Consider the following 16,508-nt stretch of genomic DNA (forward strand, 5'->3'; position numbering starts at 1 on the left):
ATTGCTCTTTGAACACTGAACAAAACAAAGCGCCAACGTTTTTTTAATAGTGAGCAAACACTTTAAAAGCAAATGAGCTATGCAAACATTTCTTCGGAGAGTTTGATCCTGGCTCAGGACGAACGCTGGCGGCGTGCCTAATACATGCAAGTCGAGCGGATTTTCGGAAGCTTGCTTCCGAAAATTAGCGGCGGACGGGTGAGTAACACGTGGGCAACCTGCCTGTAAGACTGGGATAACTTCGGGAAACCGGAGCTAATACCGGATACATTCTTCCCTCGCATGAGGGAAGATGGAAAGACGGTTTTGCTGTCACTTACAGATGGGCCCGCGGCGCATTAGCTAGTTGGTGGGGTAATGGCCCACCAAGGCGACGATGCGTAGCCGACCTGAGAGGGTGATCGGCCACACTGGGACTGAGACACGGCCCAGACTCCTACGGGAGGCAGCAGTAGGGAATCTTCCGCAATGGACGAAAGTCTGACGGAGCAACGCCGCGTGAGCGAAGAAGGCCTTCGGGTCGTAAAGCTCTGTTGTCAGGGAAGAACAAGTACCATAGTAACTGATGGTACCTTGACGGTACCTGACCAGAAAGCCACGGCTAACTACGTGCCAGCAGCCGCGGTAATACGTAGGTGGCAAGCGTTGTCCGGAATTATTGGGCGTAAAGCGCGCGCAGGCGGTCCTTTAAGTCTGATGTGAAAGCCCACGGCTCAACCGTGGAGGGTCATTGGAAACTGGGGGACTTGAGTGCAGAAGAGGAGAGTGGAATTCCACGTGTAGCGGTGAAATGCGTAGAGATGTGGAGGAACACCAGTGGCGAAGGCGACTCTCTGGTCTGTAACTGACGCTGAGGCGCGAAAGCGTGGGGAGCGAACAGGATTAGATACCCTGGTAGTCCACGCCGTAAACGATGAGTGCTAAGTGTTAGAGGGTTTCCGCCCTTTAGTGCTGCAGCAAACGCATTAAGCACTCCGCCTGGGGAGTACGGCCGCAAGGCTGAAACTCAAAGGAATTGACGGGGGCCCGCACAAGCGGTGGAGCATGTGGTTTAATTCGAAGCAACGCGAAGAACCTTACCAGGTCTTGACATCCTCTGACAACTCTAGAGATAGAGCGTTCCCCTTCGGGGGACAGAGTGACAGGTGGTGCATGGTTGTCGTCAGCTCGTGTCGTGAGATGTTGGGTTAAGTCCCGCAACGAGCGCAACCCTTGATCTTAGTTGCCAGCATTCAGTTGGGCACTCTAAGGTGACTGCCGGTGACAAACCGGAGGAAGGTGGGGATGACGTCAAATCATCATGCCCCTTATGACCTGGGCTACACACGTGCTACAATGGATGGTACAAAGAGTTGCGAACCCGCGAGGGCAAGCTAATCTCATAAAGCCATTCTCAGTTCGGATTGCAGGCTGCAACTCGCCTGCATGAAGCCGGAATCGCTAGTAATCGCGGATCAGCATGCCGCGGTGAATACGTTCCCGGGCCTTGTACACACCGCCCGTCACACCACGAGAGTTTGTAACACCCGAAGTCGGTGAGGTAACCGCAAGGAGCCAGCCGCCTAAGGTGGGACAGATGATTGGGGTGAAGTCGTAACAAGGTAGCCGTATCGGAAGGTGCGGCTGGATCACCTCCTTTCTAAGGATATTACGAGAAGCGCTTTTGTTTTGTTCAGTTTTGAAAGAAGCAATTCTTTCAAACTTATACTGTAAATCATCACGCTGTGATGGTTATGGTACTTGTTCTTTGAAAACTGGATAACAGAAATAAGGCAAATTTTTGCGTCAATTTTCAAAACACCGAGTAAGATTTTTCTTAGTTTATGGTTAAGTTAGAAAGGGCGCACGGTGGATGCCTTGGCACTAGGAGCCGATGAAGGACGGGACTAACACCGATATGCTTCGGGGAGCTGTACGTAAGCTTTGATCCGAAGATTTCCGAATGGGGAAACCCACTGTTCGTAATGGAGCAGTACCTTTACCTGAATTCATAGGGTATTGGAGGCAGACCCGGGGAACTGAAACATCTAAGTACCCGGAGGAAGAGAAAGCAAACGCGATTTCCTGAGTAGCGGCGAGCGAAACGGAACATAGCCCAAACCAAGAGGCTTGCCTCTTGGGGTTGTAGGACACTCTACATGGAGTTACAAAGGAACGGGGTAGACGAAGAGATCTGGAAAGGTCCGTCGTAGAAGGTAATAACCCTGTAGTCGAAACTTCGTTCCCTCCTGAGTGGATCCTGAGTACGGCGGGACACGAGAAATCCCGTCGGAAGCAGGGAGGACCATCTCCCAAGGCTAAATACTCCCTAGTGACCGATAGTGAACCAGTACCGTGAGGGAAAGGTGAAAAGCACCCCGGAAGGGGAGTGAAACAGATCCTGAAACCGTGTGCCTACAAGTAGTCAGAGCCCGTTCATGGGTGATGGCGTGCCTTTTGTAGAATGAACCGGCGAGTTACGATTTCATGCAAGGTTAAGTTGATGAGACGGAGCCGCAGCGAAAGCGAGTCTGAACAGGGCGAATGAGTATGAGGTCGTAGACCCGAAACCAGGTGATCTACCCATGTCCAGGGTGAAGTTCAGGTAACACTGAATGGAGGCCCGAACCCACGCACGTTGAAAAGTGCGGGGATGAGGTGTGGGTAGCGGAGAAATTCCAATCGAACCTGGAGATAGCTGGTTCTCTCCGAAATAGCTTTAGGGCTAGCCTCATGATAAGAGTCTTGGAGGTAGAGCACTGATTGGACTAGGGGCCCCCATCGGGTTACCGAATTCAGTCAAACTCCGAATGCCAAAGACTTATTCATGGGAGTCAGACTGCGAGTGATAAGATCCGTAGTCAAAAGGGAAACAGCCCAGACCACCAGCTAAGGTCCCAAAGTATACGTTAAGTGGAAAAGGATGTGGAGTTGCTTAGACAACCAGGATGTTGGCTTAGAAGCAGCCACCATTTAAAGAGTGCGTAATAGCTCACTGGTCGAGTGACTCCGCGCCGAAAATGTACCGGGGCTAAACGTATCACCGAAGCTGTGGATTGACATCTTCGATGTCAGTGGTAGGAGAGCGTTCTAAGGGCATTGAAGCCAGACCGGAAGGACTGGTGGAGCGCTTAGAAGTGAGAATGCCGGTATGAGTAGCGAAAGAAGGGTGAGAATCCCTTCCACCGAATGCCTAAGGTTTCCTGAGGAAGGCTCGTCCGCTCAGGGTTAGTCGGGACCTAAGCCGAGGCCGAAAGGCGTAGGCGATGGACAACAGGTTGATATTCCTGTACCACCAGTAATCGTTTGAGCAATGGGGGGACGCAGGAGGATAGGGTAAGCGCGCTGTTGGATATGCGCGTCCAAGCAGTTAGGCTGGAAACGAGGCAAATCCCGTTTCCGTGAAGGCTGAGCTGTGATGGCGAGGGAAATATAGTACCGAAGTTCCTGATTCCACACTGCCAAGAAAAGCCTCTAGCGAGATGAATGGTGCCCGTACCGCAAACCGACACAGGTAGGCGAGGAGAGAATCCTAAGGTGTTCGAGAGAACTCTCGTTAAGGAACTCGGCAAAATGACCCCGTAACTTCGGGAGAAGGGGTGCTTTTTCGGGTGCAAGCCTGAGAAAGCCGCAGTGAATAGGCCCAGGCGACTGTTTAGCAAAAACACAGGTCTCTGCGAAGCCGCAAGGCGAAGTATAGGGGCTGACACCTGCCCGGTGCTGGAAGGTTAAGAGGAGAGGTTAGCGCAAGCGAAGCTTTGAATTGAAGCCCCAGTAAACGGCGGCCGTAACTATAACGGTCCTAAGGTAGCGAAATTCCTTGTCGGGTAAGTTCCGACCCGCACGAAAGGTGTAACGATCTGGGCACTGTCTCAACGAGAGACTCGGTGAAATTATAGTACCTGTGAAGATGCAGGTTACCCGCGACAGGACGGAAAGACCCCGTGGAGCTTTACTGTAGCCTGATATTGAATTTCGGTACAGCTTGTACAGGATAGGTAGGAGCCTTTGAAGCCGGAGCGCTAGCTTCGGTGGAGGCGTCGGTGGGATACTACCCTGGCTGTATTGAAATTCTAACCCGCGCCCCTGATCGGGGCGGGAGACAGTGTCAGGCGGACAGTTTGACTGGGGCGGTCGCCTCCTAAAGAGTAACGGAGGCGCCCAAAGGTTCCCTCAGAATGGTTGGAAATCATTCGTAGAGTGTAAAGGCACAAGGGAGCTTGACTGCGAGACCTACAAGTCGAGCAGGGACGAAAGTCGGGCTTAGTGATCCGGTGGTTCCGCATGGAAGGGCCATCGCTCAACGGATAAAAGCTACCCCGGGGATAACAGGCTTATCTCCCCCAAGAGTCCACATCGACGGGGAGGTTTGGCACCTCGATGTCGGCTCATCGCATCCTGGGGCTGTAGTCGGTCCCAAGGGTTGGGCTGTTCGCCCATTAAAGCGGTACGCGAGCTGGGTTCAGAACGTCGTGAGACAGTTCGGTCCCTATCCGTCGTGGGCGCAGGAAATTTGAGAGGAGCTGTCCTTAGTACGAGAGGACCGGGATGGACGCACCGCTGGTGTACCAGTTGTCTTGCCAAAGGCATCGCTGGGTAGCTATGTGCGGACGGGATAAGTGCTGAAAGCATCTAAGCATGAAGCCCCCCTCAAGATGAGATTTCCCATAGCGCAAGCTAGTAAGATCCCTGAAAGATGATCAGGTTGATAGGTCAGAGATGGAAGCGTGGTGACACGTGGAGTTGACTGATACTAATCGATCGAGGACTTAACCAATATTTCGGTTCGCAGGCTAAAGGCGTCACGTCCTGTGACAACGCCTGCATGACCCACATCCTGTGGGCCCGGCGACTGTTCAGCTTCGACAGACGTTGGAGAGCCGGCCATCAAAATCATGGTTTTCGATTTTTATGGACGGATCGAAACGGCCGAGAAGTTAGGAGCCGCAGCTAGACATCATTACATGTTTTGAAACATACACAATTGCTTATCTGTTATCCAGTTTTGAAGGAACAAGGTTCCTTTTATAAGTTTGGTGATGATGGCGAAGAGGCCACACCCGTTCCCATTCCGAACACGGAAGTTAAGCTCTTCAGCGCCGATGGTAGTTGGGGGCTCTCCCCCTGTGAGAGTAGGACGTCGCCAAGCAACACAGAAGACCAGCCGTGCAGGCTGGTCTTTTATATTTCCTGGCTTATTTAATTTTCTTGAACGAGGTACCTTGCTTGTAATCTAAACTGTTTAATTTGAGGTCTTGGTTTTTATATTAAAAAGATTCTAAATATAATGCATGTACTTCTTCTAAAACCAATGGAGACGCCTACAACCAATTTGGCGTTATTCAGGGAATTAAAAATTCTTGTCTTTAAGAACCCAATAAGCACGAATTATTTTACCAGTATTTAATTTCCAAAATTAATGTTTTCGCTGTCTGATGTTGACTTGATTCCTCTTTTTATAGAGACGATTCCGCTGGCCACATACAATAGAGAAGCAAGGTAAAAGATGCTGCCGATCGTGAGAAAATCAACCAAATAACCTGTAAGAATAATGGCAATGGCTGCTCCAATGGAAGTCCATACGTGATACTGCCCTATTTCTTTACCGGCGTTTTCTTTGGCCACATTCCTGGCAAGTGAAGCTTTTTCCGTATTTTTTTGGATGGCACCTAGAATTCCCATGATAATCTGCACAATATAAACCTGCCAGGCGTCCGTCATAAGGGGAAGAGCTAAAAGAATTATAGCCATTGACCAAGAGTAAAGGACAAATAGGAAGGTGTCGCCAACACGATCAGCGAACCTGCCTATCAAGGGGTAAAACAAGGCGGAAGACAAGGCAAATAGTCCGTATGCCCAGCCAAATTGGGAGTAGCTATTCCCTGCATTTTTCAGTAACAAAACATAAAAAGGAAAAGTCATGCTGCCTGCAAACGAAATGATACTCTGATAATAGATAAACTTCTGATAGGTCATCTCCCATACTCCTCATAAAATAAGTTAACGAACCGTTCATTGGGATCGTATTTATGTTTTTGCTGAAAGAATTCGCGAGAACCAGGATAAGCCTGTTCAAATTGGTTTTTTGTTGGAAAAGAATAATATGGTAAGTAATAACTTCCTCCATGCTTCAAAGTCAGATTCAACATTTCATTTATGACATTTTTGGTCCGCTTGATATCCTTGTCAGACGTACCCTGATTAATCAAAAACACCAGAGCAAACATATCCGTTTTTGAAAAGGACAAGGTAGCGTGATCGTTTTTTTTCATATACCTAACCGTAATATTTAATAAATTAAAATCTTCTTCATATTCAAGGATTCTTCGTAAGCCTTCAATATAACTTGGAAACTCATGAATAGGTACGAAATATTCTTGCAGAAGCTCCGTTTTTTCAGGATGAGCATATTCCATAAATTTGCTGTCTGACCTCATTACATTGTTTCTGGTTTCGTAGCTTCCGTCTATTGAGTGTATATATCTCTTTTGCTGTTCCCAGAAAAAATTTTTTCCCCAATCACTGTACCTTGATAATCCCATAAAAAATTTAGGCAAGGCTATGATTCTTTCTTCTTTTAATTCATTAAGCCTAGATTGCATCTTCTGGTCATTGGCTAATACATAATCCGTAACATACATTTCCCGCAAAAGTGTGTCTGGTGCAATGGAGATCCGGGCAAAGTGCATTTTAACCTGGTCGTTTGCATTCGCTTTTTCATTAAAGTAAGACAAGTACTCCTTATAATCCAAAGTGTCCGTCCTAATTTTATATAATTCATCATCCGTCAAATGAAGCGTGACGTCCAGTATGATTCCAAACAGGCCGTAGCCACCTATCACTAGAGGAAATAATTAGGCATTTTCCGTCCTGTTGACATTGATAATTTCTCCATTGGCGTTCAGGAGTCGAAAGGACTCTACTGTATCAATGAGTGCCCCATTGCGAATATCGCGGCCATGGACATTAACACTTAATGAACCACCGACCGTAAATATATTTTGAGATTGCATTACTTTGATAGCCAAACCATGAGGGTTTATTTTCCTTTGGATGTCATCCCAGGTAGCTCCGCTTTGGACCCTGATCGTTTTCCCTACTACGTCTAGCTCGAGTATTTTATTGTACTTTTTCATATCGACCATAATGGCATTAGGGTAATAAGTATGGCCACCCTGGCTATGCTGCATCCCGGCTATTGAGATTTTATCGCCTGTGGATTTTGCTTTCGTTACCAGATACTGAAGTTTTCCTTGTCCCCCAGCAGGGACGACATCCTTGATTTTGACCGGGAATAGGCGGCTTTTGTCAACAACCGTTGGATTTGTTGTCTGTGTTCTGTATAAACTTACGGAGCTTGCGAAAAGAATAAAATATACGAATAAAAGGATTGAGAACATTTTTTTCATAATGTAAGTCCTTTCATAGTTATCAAATAGAATTCGTTAATTGTGCAGATTCTACTAGTATAATCTTACAATTGTATTTTAAATTTTCAAACCTTTTCGGATAAATAGAGGAACATCTAAGACTATGCTTATAATAAAAATAGGATTGCCTGATAAACTGGAGCAATTTAAACAACCTTTTAAGGAAAGGGACGCGGTTATAGTGAGTAAGAAAAAAAAGGAAATGTTTGAAGTCACAGATGGAGAAAGCATAGATGAATGCCTTGACAGAATGAAAGAAGCAGGCTATCTTCCGATAAAAAGGATTGAAAAGCCCATTTTTGAGGAAAAGGTAAAGGATGGCAAAGTGGAATATGAGCCTGTACAAAGGAAAATAGTCTTTGAGGGCAAGTTAATAGAGTAAAACACGAACATTTATTTACTTTACCATGTCATTATTCGATATATGACTTGACAGTAGCAACTCTCCCTTGTAAGATGGGGGAGTGAAAAGAAATTCTCTCATATAATCCTCGGGGATACGGCCCGAAAGTTTCTACCCAATAACCGTAAATTATTGGACTATGAGAGAAAGTAGATACTTTATCTGGATATGTCTTTACTCGGATTATGATAGAAAAGACGATGGCTCCGGACAGACTACTTTCTCGAAATTAGAGAGCAGTCTGTCCGGTTTTTATTTTGAAATAGAAAAATAAATCAGTATGATGGAGGAGACCGAAATGAAACCGCAAGTTGGCGTCATAATGGGAAGTGTTTCCGATTGGGAAACGATGAAGTATGCTTGTGAAACGCTTGAGCAGCTTGAAATTCCTTATGAACAAAGGGTAGTATCAGCGCATAGGACACCTGATTTATTGTTTGAATATGCCGAAAGTGCGCGGGATAGAGGGATTAAGGTAATCATTGCCGGTGCAGGCGGGGCGGCCCACCTGCCTGGAATGACCGCTTCTAAAACAACACTCCCGGTAATCGGGGTACCGGTTCAAACAAAAGCGCTAAACGGAATGGATTCCTTATTATCCATCGTCCAAATGCCTGGCGGTGTTCCTGTGGCAACTGTTGCGATCGGCAAGGCTGGTTCAATCAATGCAGGCTTACTAGCCGCGCAAATTCTCGGATGTTCGGACAACTTGATTGCGGATAAGCTTGAGGCAATGCGAAATGAAACTAGAGAAAAGGTGTTAGCGAGCAGTGAGCAGCTTAAATAATCGAACAATCATACCTGGAGATACAATTGGAATTATAGGTGGAGGGCAGCTTGGAAGGATGATGGCGTTATCGGCAAAATCGCTTGGTTTCCGGGTCGCCGTGCTTGATCCAACACAAAATTGTCCATGCGGGCAGGTTTCAGATATCGAGATTAATGGGGCATATGATGATCTTGATGCTTTAAAGGAACTTGCGAGTGTCAGTGATGTGATTACCTTTGAATTTGAAAATATCAGTTCAGAGGCGCTGGAATGGCTGGAAGACCATGCGTATGTTCCGCAAGGCTCGGAATTGCTGAGGATCACCCAAGACAGGCTGCTGGAAAAGGCAGCAATTTCTATGACCGGGGCAACGGTTGCACCATATTTCGCCGTGAATAATCTGCATGACCTGTATAACGGGATTGAAAAGGTCGGATATCCCTGTGTATTAAAAACAGCACGTGGAGGCTACGACGGAAAAGGGCAGCAAGTGATACGTACAGAGAAAGATATTGAGCTTGCCAAAGATATCCTGATTAAAGGCAAATGTGTGCTGGAAGCCTGGATTCCCTTTGTGAAGGAAGTATCAGCTATAATCACCCGAAAGGCAAATGGGGAAAGCAGTTGTTTCCCTGTTGCTGAAAATGTCCATGTAAATAATATTTTAGATAAAAGCATTGTTCCGGGAAGGATAACGGAGAAAGCAGAGGCTGAGGCTGTAAAACAAGCGCAACTAATAGCTGAAGAGCTGGACCTGGTAGGTACACTTGCGGTGGAAATGTTCCTGACCGAAAAGGATGAAATTATTATTAATGAGCTTGCCCCAAGGCCGCACAATTCTGGGCATTATACAATCAATGCTTGTGAGACGTCCCAATTTGAACAGCATATCCGTGCGATATGCAACTGGCCTCTGGGGAATACCGAATTGTTAAAACCGGTGGTTATGGTAAACATTCTTGGTCAGCATTTAGAAGGCATCCTAACGAATCTGTCTAATTTTGCGGACTGGAAAATTCACCTTTATGGAAAAAAAGATGCTAAACGAGATCGGAAAATGGGTCATATTAATATTTTGCGCCCGACTATCGACATGGCATTAACTGAAATTAACGGCAGCGGTTTATGGAAGCCACAGGCCGAAACGGAGGATATTAAATGATTGAACGTTATACACGCCCGGAAATGGGAGCTATTTGGACAGAAGAAAATAGATTCAACGCCTGGCTTGAGGTCGAGATCCTCGCTTGTGAAGCATGGGCCGAGTTGGGTGCCATCCCAAAAGAAGACGTAAAGCTTCTCCGTGAGAATGCATCATTCAATATTGACCGGATCAAGGAAATAGAAGAAGAGACGCGCCATGATGTGGTTGCTTTCACTCGTGCGGTTTCTGAAACATTAGGTGAAGAGCGTAAATGGGTACATTATGGTTTGACTTCAACAGATGTAGTGGATACGGCTCTTTCCTATTTGTTAAAACAAGCGAATGACATTTTGGAGAAGGATCTTGAGAGATTTGTGGAAATCTTGAAAAATAAAGCGCAAGAGCATAAATATACCGTAATGATGGGTCGTACTCATGGTGTCCACGCAGAACCGACAACGTTTGGTTTAAAGCTAGCTCTCTGGTATGAAGAAATGAAACGGAACGTAGAACGTTTTGAAGAAGCCAGAAAGACGATCGAGTTCGGCAAGATATCAGGTGCTGTTGGTACGTATGCCAATATCGATCCATTCGTTGAGCAGTATGTCTGTGAGAAATTAGGAATAAAGGCTGCACCTATTTCAACACAAACTCTACAGCGAGACCGCCATGCCCACTATATGAGCACACTTGCATTAATCGCTACATCAATTGAAAAGTTTGCAACTGAAGTGCGTGGGCTCCAAAAGAGTGAAACACGTGAAGTAGAAGAATTTTTTGCAAAAGGCCAGAAGGGTTCCTCTGCGATGCCGCATAAAAGAAACCCGATTGGTTCGGAAAATATGACCGGAATCGCAAGGGTTATCCGCGGTTACATGATGACTGCGTATGAGAATGTAGCACTGTGGCATGAACGCGATATCTCTCACTCCTCCGCAGAAAGAATCATTCTGCCAGATGCTACGATCGCCCTGAATTATATGTTAAACCGTTTTGCAAATATCGTAAAAAACCTAACGGTATTCCCGGAGAATATGAAACGCAATATGGATCGCACACTTGGCTTGATTTATTCTCAACGCGTTTTACTAGCCTTGATAGAAAAAGGGCTTGTACGCGAGGAAGCGTATGATACCGTCCAGCCGAAAGCGATGGAGGCATGGGAGACCCAAGTACCTTTCAGGGAATTGCTTGAAAAGGACGAAAAAATCACAAGCCTGCTTTCAAAAGAAGAGCTGGATGATTGCTTCGATTACAATTACCATCTAAAAAATGTAGATTTGATTTTTGAGCGGTTAGGACTGTAACAAGAAAATTCTTTTAAGAACCTACCCGTACTGTGGAGAATGTCAAAGTTTACACAACCACAATAAGCTATTTTTCTACATCTTAGACGGTCTGGTGGGCTAATTGCTTTTAAATATTTCAGATTTTTATTGTTCTGCTGCCGATATGTAATCGGTAGCGGAATTCCTAGGTGCTTTAACGATACTAATGTCTTAATTTTCCGAATCCGGAGGGCTGATCGATGAAAAAGGGTGAAATGCTGTATGAAGGCAAGGCAAAACGAATTTTTGCAACAGATGACAATGGGTTGGTATGGGTCGAATATAAAGACTCTGCCACAGCCTTCAATGGCGAGAAGAAGGCAGAGATCTCAGGTAAGGGAATCTTAAATAATAAAATTACGAGTTTGTTATTTTCAAAGCTTCATAAGGAAAATATTGCTTCACACTTTGTCCAGCAGTTGTCGGATAGGGAGCAGCTCGTTAAAAAAGTAGACATTATTCCGCTTGAAGTGGTCGTGCGAAATACTGCTGCCGGCAGCCTTTCAAAAAGGCTTGGCATACCTGAAGGGACGCCTTTCAAGAAACCGCTGGTCGAATTTTATTATAAGGATGACGCATTGGGTGACCCTCTATTGACGGAAGACCATATAGAAACGTTAGCACTTGCCGAAAAAGATGAAGTGGAATTACTGAAAGAAAAGGCCTTGCAAATAAATAGCGTGTTAATTCCTTTTTTTAAGGAGCTGGGCATTCATTTAATCGATTTTAAATTAGAATTTGGAAAGACTGCGGAAAATGAAATTCTGCTGGCAGATGAAATTTCGCCGGATACATGCCGGCTTTGGGATATAGAGACCAATGAACGATTGGATAAAGATGTTTTCCGCCGCGACTTAGGAAACTTGACGGATGCATATGAAAAAATCTTAACGAAGCTGGGGGAAAATCTTCATGTATAAAGTCAAAGTATATATCACATTACGCGAGAGTGTTTTAGATCCACAGGGAACGGCTGTTCAGCAATCATTGCACAGTATGGCGTATAACGAAGTGAAGGACGTCCGGATTGGGAAATACCTGGAGCTTTCCCTGGAAAAAAGTGACCGCGATGTGAACCAGGTCGTTAAGGAAATGTGTGAAAAGCTGCTGGCAAATACCGTGATTGAGGACTATCGATATGAAGTCGAGGAGGTTATCGCTCAATGAAGTTTGCAGTGATCGTTTTCCCAGGCTCCAACTGCGACAGTGATATGTACCATGCGATTAAGGATGAACTCGGTGAGGAAGCAGAATTTGTCTGGCATACGGAAGGCAATCTTGATCAATATGATGGAATACTGCTTCCAGGGGGCTTTTCATATGGAGACTATCTTCGTTCTGGAGCGATTGCCCGTTTTTCAAAGGTCATGTCTGAAGTGGTAAAAGCGGCAGAAGCAGGAAAGCCTGTCCTTGGCGTATGCAACGGATTCCAAATTTTGCTCGAGGCAGGCCTGTTGCCTGGTGCGATGCGCAGAAACAAAGATTTGAAGTTTATCTGCCGTCCGCAAAAGCTCAAGGTGGAAAACAACCAAACACGTTTTACAAATGCATATGAAGAGGGAGAAGTCATTTCCGTACCAATTGCACATGGTGAAGGGAATTACTACTGCGATGAGCACACGCTTGAAGAATTAAAGCAAAATAACCAAATTATTTTTACTTACTACGGAGATAATCCAAACGGAAGCCTTAATGATATAGCTGGAATCACAAATAAAAGCGGCAATGTACTCGGAATGATGCCGCATCCTGAGCGGGCGGTCGATTCATTGCTTGGAAGCGCAGACGGGTTAAAACTATTTCAATCAATCGTAAAAAGCTGGAGGGAATCACATGTCGTTACTGCTTGAACCAACACCGGAATTAATCAAATCAGAACGCATCTATGCACAAATGGGATTATCCGATGAAGAATTTACGAAGGTTGAAGAAATTCTTGGAAGGCTTCCAAACTATACGGAAACAGGATTGTTTTCCGTTATGTGGTCTGAGCATTGTTCTTATAAAAACTCAAAGCCAGTGCTTAAAAAGTTTCCAGTAACCGGTGAAAGAGTATTGCAGGGGCCTGGCGAAGGGGCCGGAATTGTGGACATCGGTGATAACCAGGCCGTTGTTTTCAAGATTGAAAGCCATAACCATCCATCTGCCATCGAACCGTACCAAGGAGCTGCTACCGGAGTAGGCGGTATTATTCGCGATGTATTTTCAATGGGGGCCCGTCCTATAGCTCTATTAAACTCACTAAGGTTCGGCGAATTGGATAACGACCGTGTGAAATATTTGTTCAAAGAAGTAGTAGCCGGGATTGCAGGGTATGGAAACTGTATAGGGATTCCAACGGTCGGCGGCGAAATCCAATTCGATCCTTCCTACGCTGGAAATCCTCTTGTTAATGCGATGTGCGTTGGTTTAATTGATCACAAAGACATTAAAAAGGGACAAGCCCACGGAATCGGAAATACTGTCATGTACGTTGGTGCGAAGACGGGTCGTGACGGCATCCATGGAGCCACTTTTGCTTCCGAGGAGTTATCGGATGCGTCTGAGGAAAAGCGTCCGGCTGTTCAAGTTGGCGATCCTTTCATGGAAAAATTGCTGCTGGAAGCATGCCTTGAATTAATTCAAAACGATGCATTGGTCGGCATCCAGGATATGGGAGCTGCTGGATTAACAAGCTCTTCTGCGGAAATGGCAAGCAAGGCAGGTTCAGGAATTGAAATGAACCTGGATTTTATCCCGCAGCGTGAAACAGGCATGACGGCTTATGAAATGATGCTTTCAGAGTCTCAGGAACGTATGCTTATTGTTGTAAAAAAAGGCCGTGAACAAGAAATCGTGGACTTATTTTTCAAATATGGACTTGAAGCCGTTGCTGTCGGCAAGGTAACCGGTGATAAAAACCTGACCCTTTTCCATAAGGGAGAGGTAGTGGCGAAGGTTCCTGCAGACGCACTTGCGGAGGATGCGCCTGTATACCATAAGCCTTCCCGTGAACCACTTTATTATCAAGAATTCCAGCAAATTGAAAATAGCTCCTATAAATTGACAGACTATAAAGAAACATTAAAACAATTACTATCCCAGCCTACAATTTCTAGCAAGGAATGGGTGTACGACCAGTACGATTATATGGTTCAGACAAATACGGTTGTAATCCCGGGGTCGGATGCGGCTGTCGTCAGAATCAGGGATACCAATAAAGCTTTAGCCATGACAACGGACTGTAACTCTCGCTATTTATATCTGGATCCTGAAACGGGCGGAAAAATCGCTGTTGCAGAAGCAGCACGTAACATTGTCTGCTCTGGTGGTGAGCCGCTTGCAATTACAGACTGTCTGAATTTTGGAAACCCTGAAAAACCGGAAATTTTCTGGCAAATCGAGAAAGCAGCAGACGGAATGAGTGAAGCATGCCGAGAATTAAGCACGCCTGTAATCGGCGGAAATGTATCGCTTTATAATGAAACAAATGGTGTCGCAGTGTATCCTACGCCTGTCGTTGGAATGGTGGGGTTGATTGAGGATCTAAAACACGTAACCACACAGACTTTCAAAAATGCAGGCGATCTGATTTATGTAGTTGGCGAAACGCACATAGAATTCGCTGGCAGCGAGCTTCAAAAAATGATTGAAGGCAGAATATTTGGTAAAGCGCCTGCCATTGATTTAGAGGTAGAAAAGAGACGTCAGTCGGAAGTGTTGGCAGCAATCAAGGCTGGTTTGGTTGCATCTGCGCATGACCTTGCGGAGGGTGGCTTGGCTGTTGCTGTGTCGGAAGCTTTGTTTAGCAGTAACGGTCTTGGAGCCGACATTAAAGTAGCCGGAGATGAAGCAGCTGCACTATTCAGTGAAACACAATCCCGCTTTTTGATTTCCGTTAAACCGGAAAACCACTCAGCATTTGAAGCGATCATCTCTGATGCCACATTGATTGGTAAAGTGACAAACAGCCCTGTACTATCGGTTTTGACTGAAGAAAATCGTCAATTATTAGATGCGGATGTCAATGAATTATACAATGCTTGGAAAGGAGCCATCCCATGCTTGCTGAAATAAAAGGGCTTAATGAAGAGTGCGGAGTGTTTGGTGTTTGGGGGCATGCAGATGCAGCCCAGATTACGTATTATGGATTGCACAGCCTGCAGCACCGCGGCCAGGAAGGTGCCGGCATGGTTTTAAGCGATGGAAACAAACTGACAGGCGTAAAGGGAGAAGGGTTGGTCACAGAAGTATTTACAGCTAAGAAAATGGAGGGCTTATCCGGCGTATCTGCAATCGGGCATGTGCGATATGCCACAGCGGGAGGCGGCGGCTATGAAAATGTACAGCCGTTCCTCTTTAACTCTCAAAACGGAGGGCTTGCTCTTGCCCATAATGGGAACCTCGTAAATGCGAAGCAGCTGAAAGGCCAGCTTGAAGCTCAGGGCAGTATCTTTCAAACTACATCTGACACCGAGGTGCTTGCCCATCTTATTAAAAGAGGGGGCTTCTCTGACTTAAGGAATCGGGTAAAGAATGCGTTGAGCATGCTGAAGGGAGCTTATGCTTTCTTGATCATGACCGAAACCGAAATGATGGTTGCCGTTGATCCGCATGGCCTTCGCCCTCTTTCTTTAGGAAGGTTAGGAGAGGCTTATGTAGTGGCTTCAGAAACATGTGCACTTGATATAATTGGTGCGGAATTTATCAGGGATTTCGAGCCTGGTGAGTTAGTGATCTTTAATGACGAAGGAATTCATTCAGAACGGTTTGCGATGTCAAGCCAGCGTTCGATGTGTACGATGGAATATGTTTATTTTTCCCGCCCGGACAGCAATATTGACGGCATCAATGTTCATACCGCGAGAAAAAATCTAGGTAAGCAGCTGGCCATGGAAGCTTTAATCAAAGCAGACGTGGTTACAGGCGTTCCTGATTCAAGCATTTCAGTGGCAATCGGGTATGCGGAAGCATCCGGCATTCCCTACGAAATGGGTCTGATCAAAAATAGATATGTAGGCCGTACTTTTATACAGCCTTCACAGTCCCTTCGTGAGCAAGGAGTAAAAATGAAGCTGGCTCCAGTCAGAGGTGTAGTGGAAGGAAAACGAGTTGTAATGGTTGATGACTCCATTGTCCGCGGCACAACAAGCAAACGGATTGTCAGCATGCTGAAGGAAGCGGGAGCAAAAGAGGTACACGTATGCATCAGCTCTCCTCCGATTAAAAATCCTTGTTTCTATGGAATTGATACATCTTCAAAGGATGAATTGATTGCTTCCGAGAAATCAGTAGAGGAGATCAGGGAGCTAATTGGCGCTGATTCCCTTACTTTTTTGAGTGTTGAAGGGATGGTCGAGGGCATCGGCAGGCCGTTCGGCGGTGAAAGCCGCGGCCAATGCCTGGCTTGCTTTACAGGGAATTATCCGACAGAGATCTATGAACAGGCTGAATCAGATTTACAAAAATGCTGAAC

Annotated in this window: 10 protein-coding genes, 3 rRNA genes, 1 pseudogene and 1 riboswitch; of the genes and pseudogenes, 12 read left to right on the top strand and 2 right to left on the bottom strand. The window is 45.8% G+C overall.

Annotated features, from left to right (window positions below):
• Positions 1-90 precede the first annotated feature (90 nt).
• From CUU64_RS13300 to rrf, 3 genes are all read left to right on the top strand, one after another.
• Positions 91-1,639, top strand: a 16S ribosomal RNA gene (locus CUU64_RS13300).
• A 186-nt stretch (positions 1,640-1,825) separates the two neighbouring features.
• Positions 1,826-4,756: ribosomal RNA gene (locus CUU64_RS13305) — 23S ribosomal RNA — on the top strand.
• A gap of 255 nt (positions 4,757-5,011) precedes the next feature.
• Positions 5,012-5,128: ribosomal RNA gene (gene rrf, locus CUU64_RS13310) — 5S ribosomal RNA — on the top strand.
• The 16S, 23S and 5S rRNA genes sit together here, the layout of an rRNA operon.
• A gap of 254 nt (positions 5,129-5,382) precedes the next feature.
• Here rrf and CUU64_RS13315 read toward each other — a convergent pair.
• Positions 5,383-5,955: an MFS transporter gene (locus CUU64_RS13315; protein ID WP_101634112.1), complete on the bottom strand. Its 573-nt coding sequence runs from the start codon at positions 5,953-5,955 to the stop codon at positions 5,383-5,385.
• Positions 5,952-7,388 (bottom strand): annotated as a pseudogene (locus tag CUU64_RS13320) (FAD-binding oxidoreductase). Before CUU64_RS13320 ends, CUU64_RS13315 begins: the two are co-directional and overlap by 4 nt.
• A 223-nt stretch (positions 7,389-7,611) precedes the next feature.
• Between CUU64_RS13320 and CUU64_RS13325 the strand changes: the two are divergent.
• From CUU64_RS13325 to purF, 9 genes are all read left to right on the top strand, one after another.
• Positions 7,612-7,791, top strand: a complete 180-nt coding sequence (locus tag CUU64_RS13325; protein ID WP_180954609.1) for an NETI motif-containing protein — start codon at positions 7,612-7,614, stop codon at positions 7,789-7,791.
• A 78-nt stretch (positions 7,792-7,869) separates the two neighbouring features.
• Positions 7,870-7,972: riboswitch (purine riboswitch) on the top strand.
• Between the two features lie 138 nt (positions 7,973-8,110).
• Complete coding sequence (gene purE / locus CUU64_RS13330; protein ID WP_101634113.1) at positions 8,111-8,599, top strand: 5-(carboxyamino)imidazole ribonucleotide mutase; 489 nt, start codon at positions 8,111-8,113, stop codon at positions 8,597-8,599.
• Positions 8,583-9,743: a 5-(carboxyamino)imidazole ribonucleotide synthase gene (gene purK / locus CUU64_RS13335; RefSeq protein ID WP_101634114.1), complete on the top strand. Its 1,161-nt coding sequence runs from the start codon at positions 8,583-8,585 to the stop codon at positions 9,741-9,743. Before purE ends, purK begins: the two co-directional genes overlap by 17 nt.
• The gene (gene purB, locus CUU64_RS13340) at positions 9,740-11,032 is read left to right on the top strand and encodes an adenylosuccinate lyase (protein WP_101634115.1); all 1,293 of its coding nucleotides are present in this window, start codon (positions 9,740-9,742) and stop codon (positions 11,030-11,032) included. The genes purK and purB overlap by 4 nt, the downstream gene beginning before the upstream one ends.
• A gap of 221 nt (positions 11,033-11,253) precedes the next feature.
• Positions 11,254-11,973: a phosphoribosylaminoimidazolesuccinocarboxamide synthase gene (gene purC / locus CUU64_RS13345; RefSeq protein ID WP_101634116.1), complete on the top strand. Its 720-nt coding sequence runs from the start codon at positions 11,254-11,256 to the stop codon at positions 11,971-11,973.
• Positions 11,966-12,220, top strand: a complete 255-nt coding sequence (gene purS / locus CUU64_RS13350) for a phosphoribosylformylglycinamidine synthase subunit PurS (protein ID WP_101634117.1) — start codon at positions 11,966-11,968, stop codon at positions 12,218-12,220. Before purC ends, purS begins: the two co-directional genes overlap by 8 nt.
• A complete protein-coding gene (purQ, locus tag CUU64_RS13355; RefSeq protein WP_101634118.1) occupies positions 12,217-12,903 on the top strand; it encodes a phosphoribosylformylglycinamidine synthase subunit PurQ in 687 nt (228 codons plus the stop codon). The genes purS and purQ overlap by 4 nt, the downstream gene beginning before the upstream one ends.
• Positions 12,887-15,109, top strand: coding sequence for a phosphoribosylformylglycinamidine synthase subunit PurL (gene purL, locus CUU64_RS13360; protein ID WP_101634119.1), 2,223 nt, complete (start codon positions 12,887-12,889; stop codon positions 15,107-15,109). Before purQ ends, purL begins: the two co-directional genes overlap by 17 nt.
• On the top strand, positions 15,094-16,506 hold the full coding sequence (purF, locus tag CUU64_RS13365; RefSeq protein ID WP_101634120.1) for an amidophosphoribosyltransferase: 1,413 nt from the start codon (positions 15,094-15,096) through the stop codon (positions 16,504-16,506). Before purL ends, purF begins: the two co-directional genes overlap by 16 nt.
• Positions 16,507-16,508 lie beyond the last annotated feature (2 nt).

Origin of the sequence: Bacillus sp. V5-8f, from assembly GCF_002863565.1 — a bacterium.
Lineage (GTDB): Bacteria > Bacillota > Bacilli > Bacillales > DSM-1321 > Peribacillus.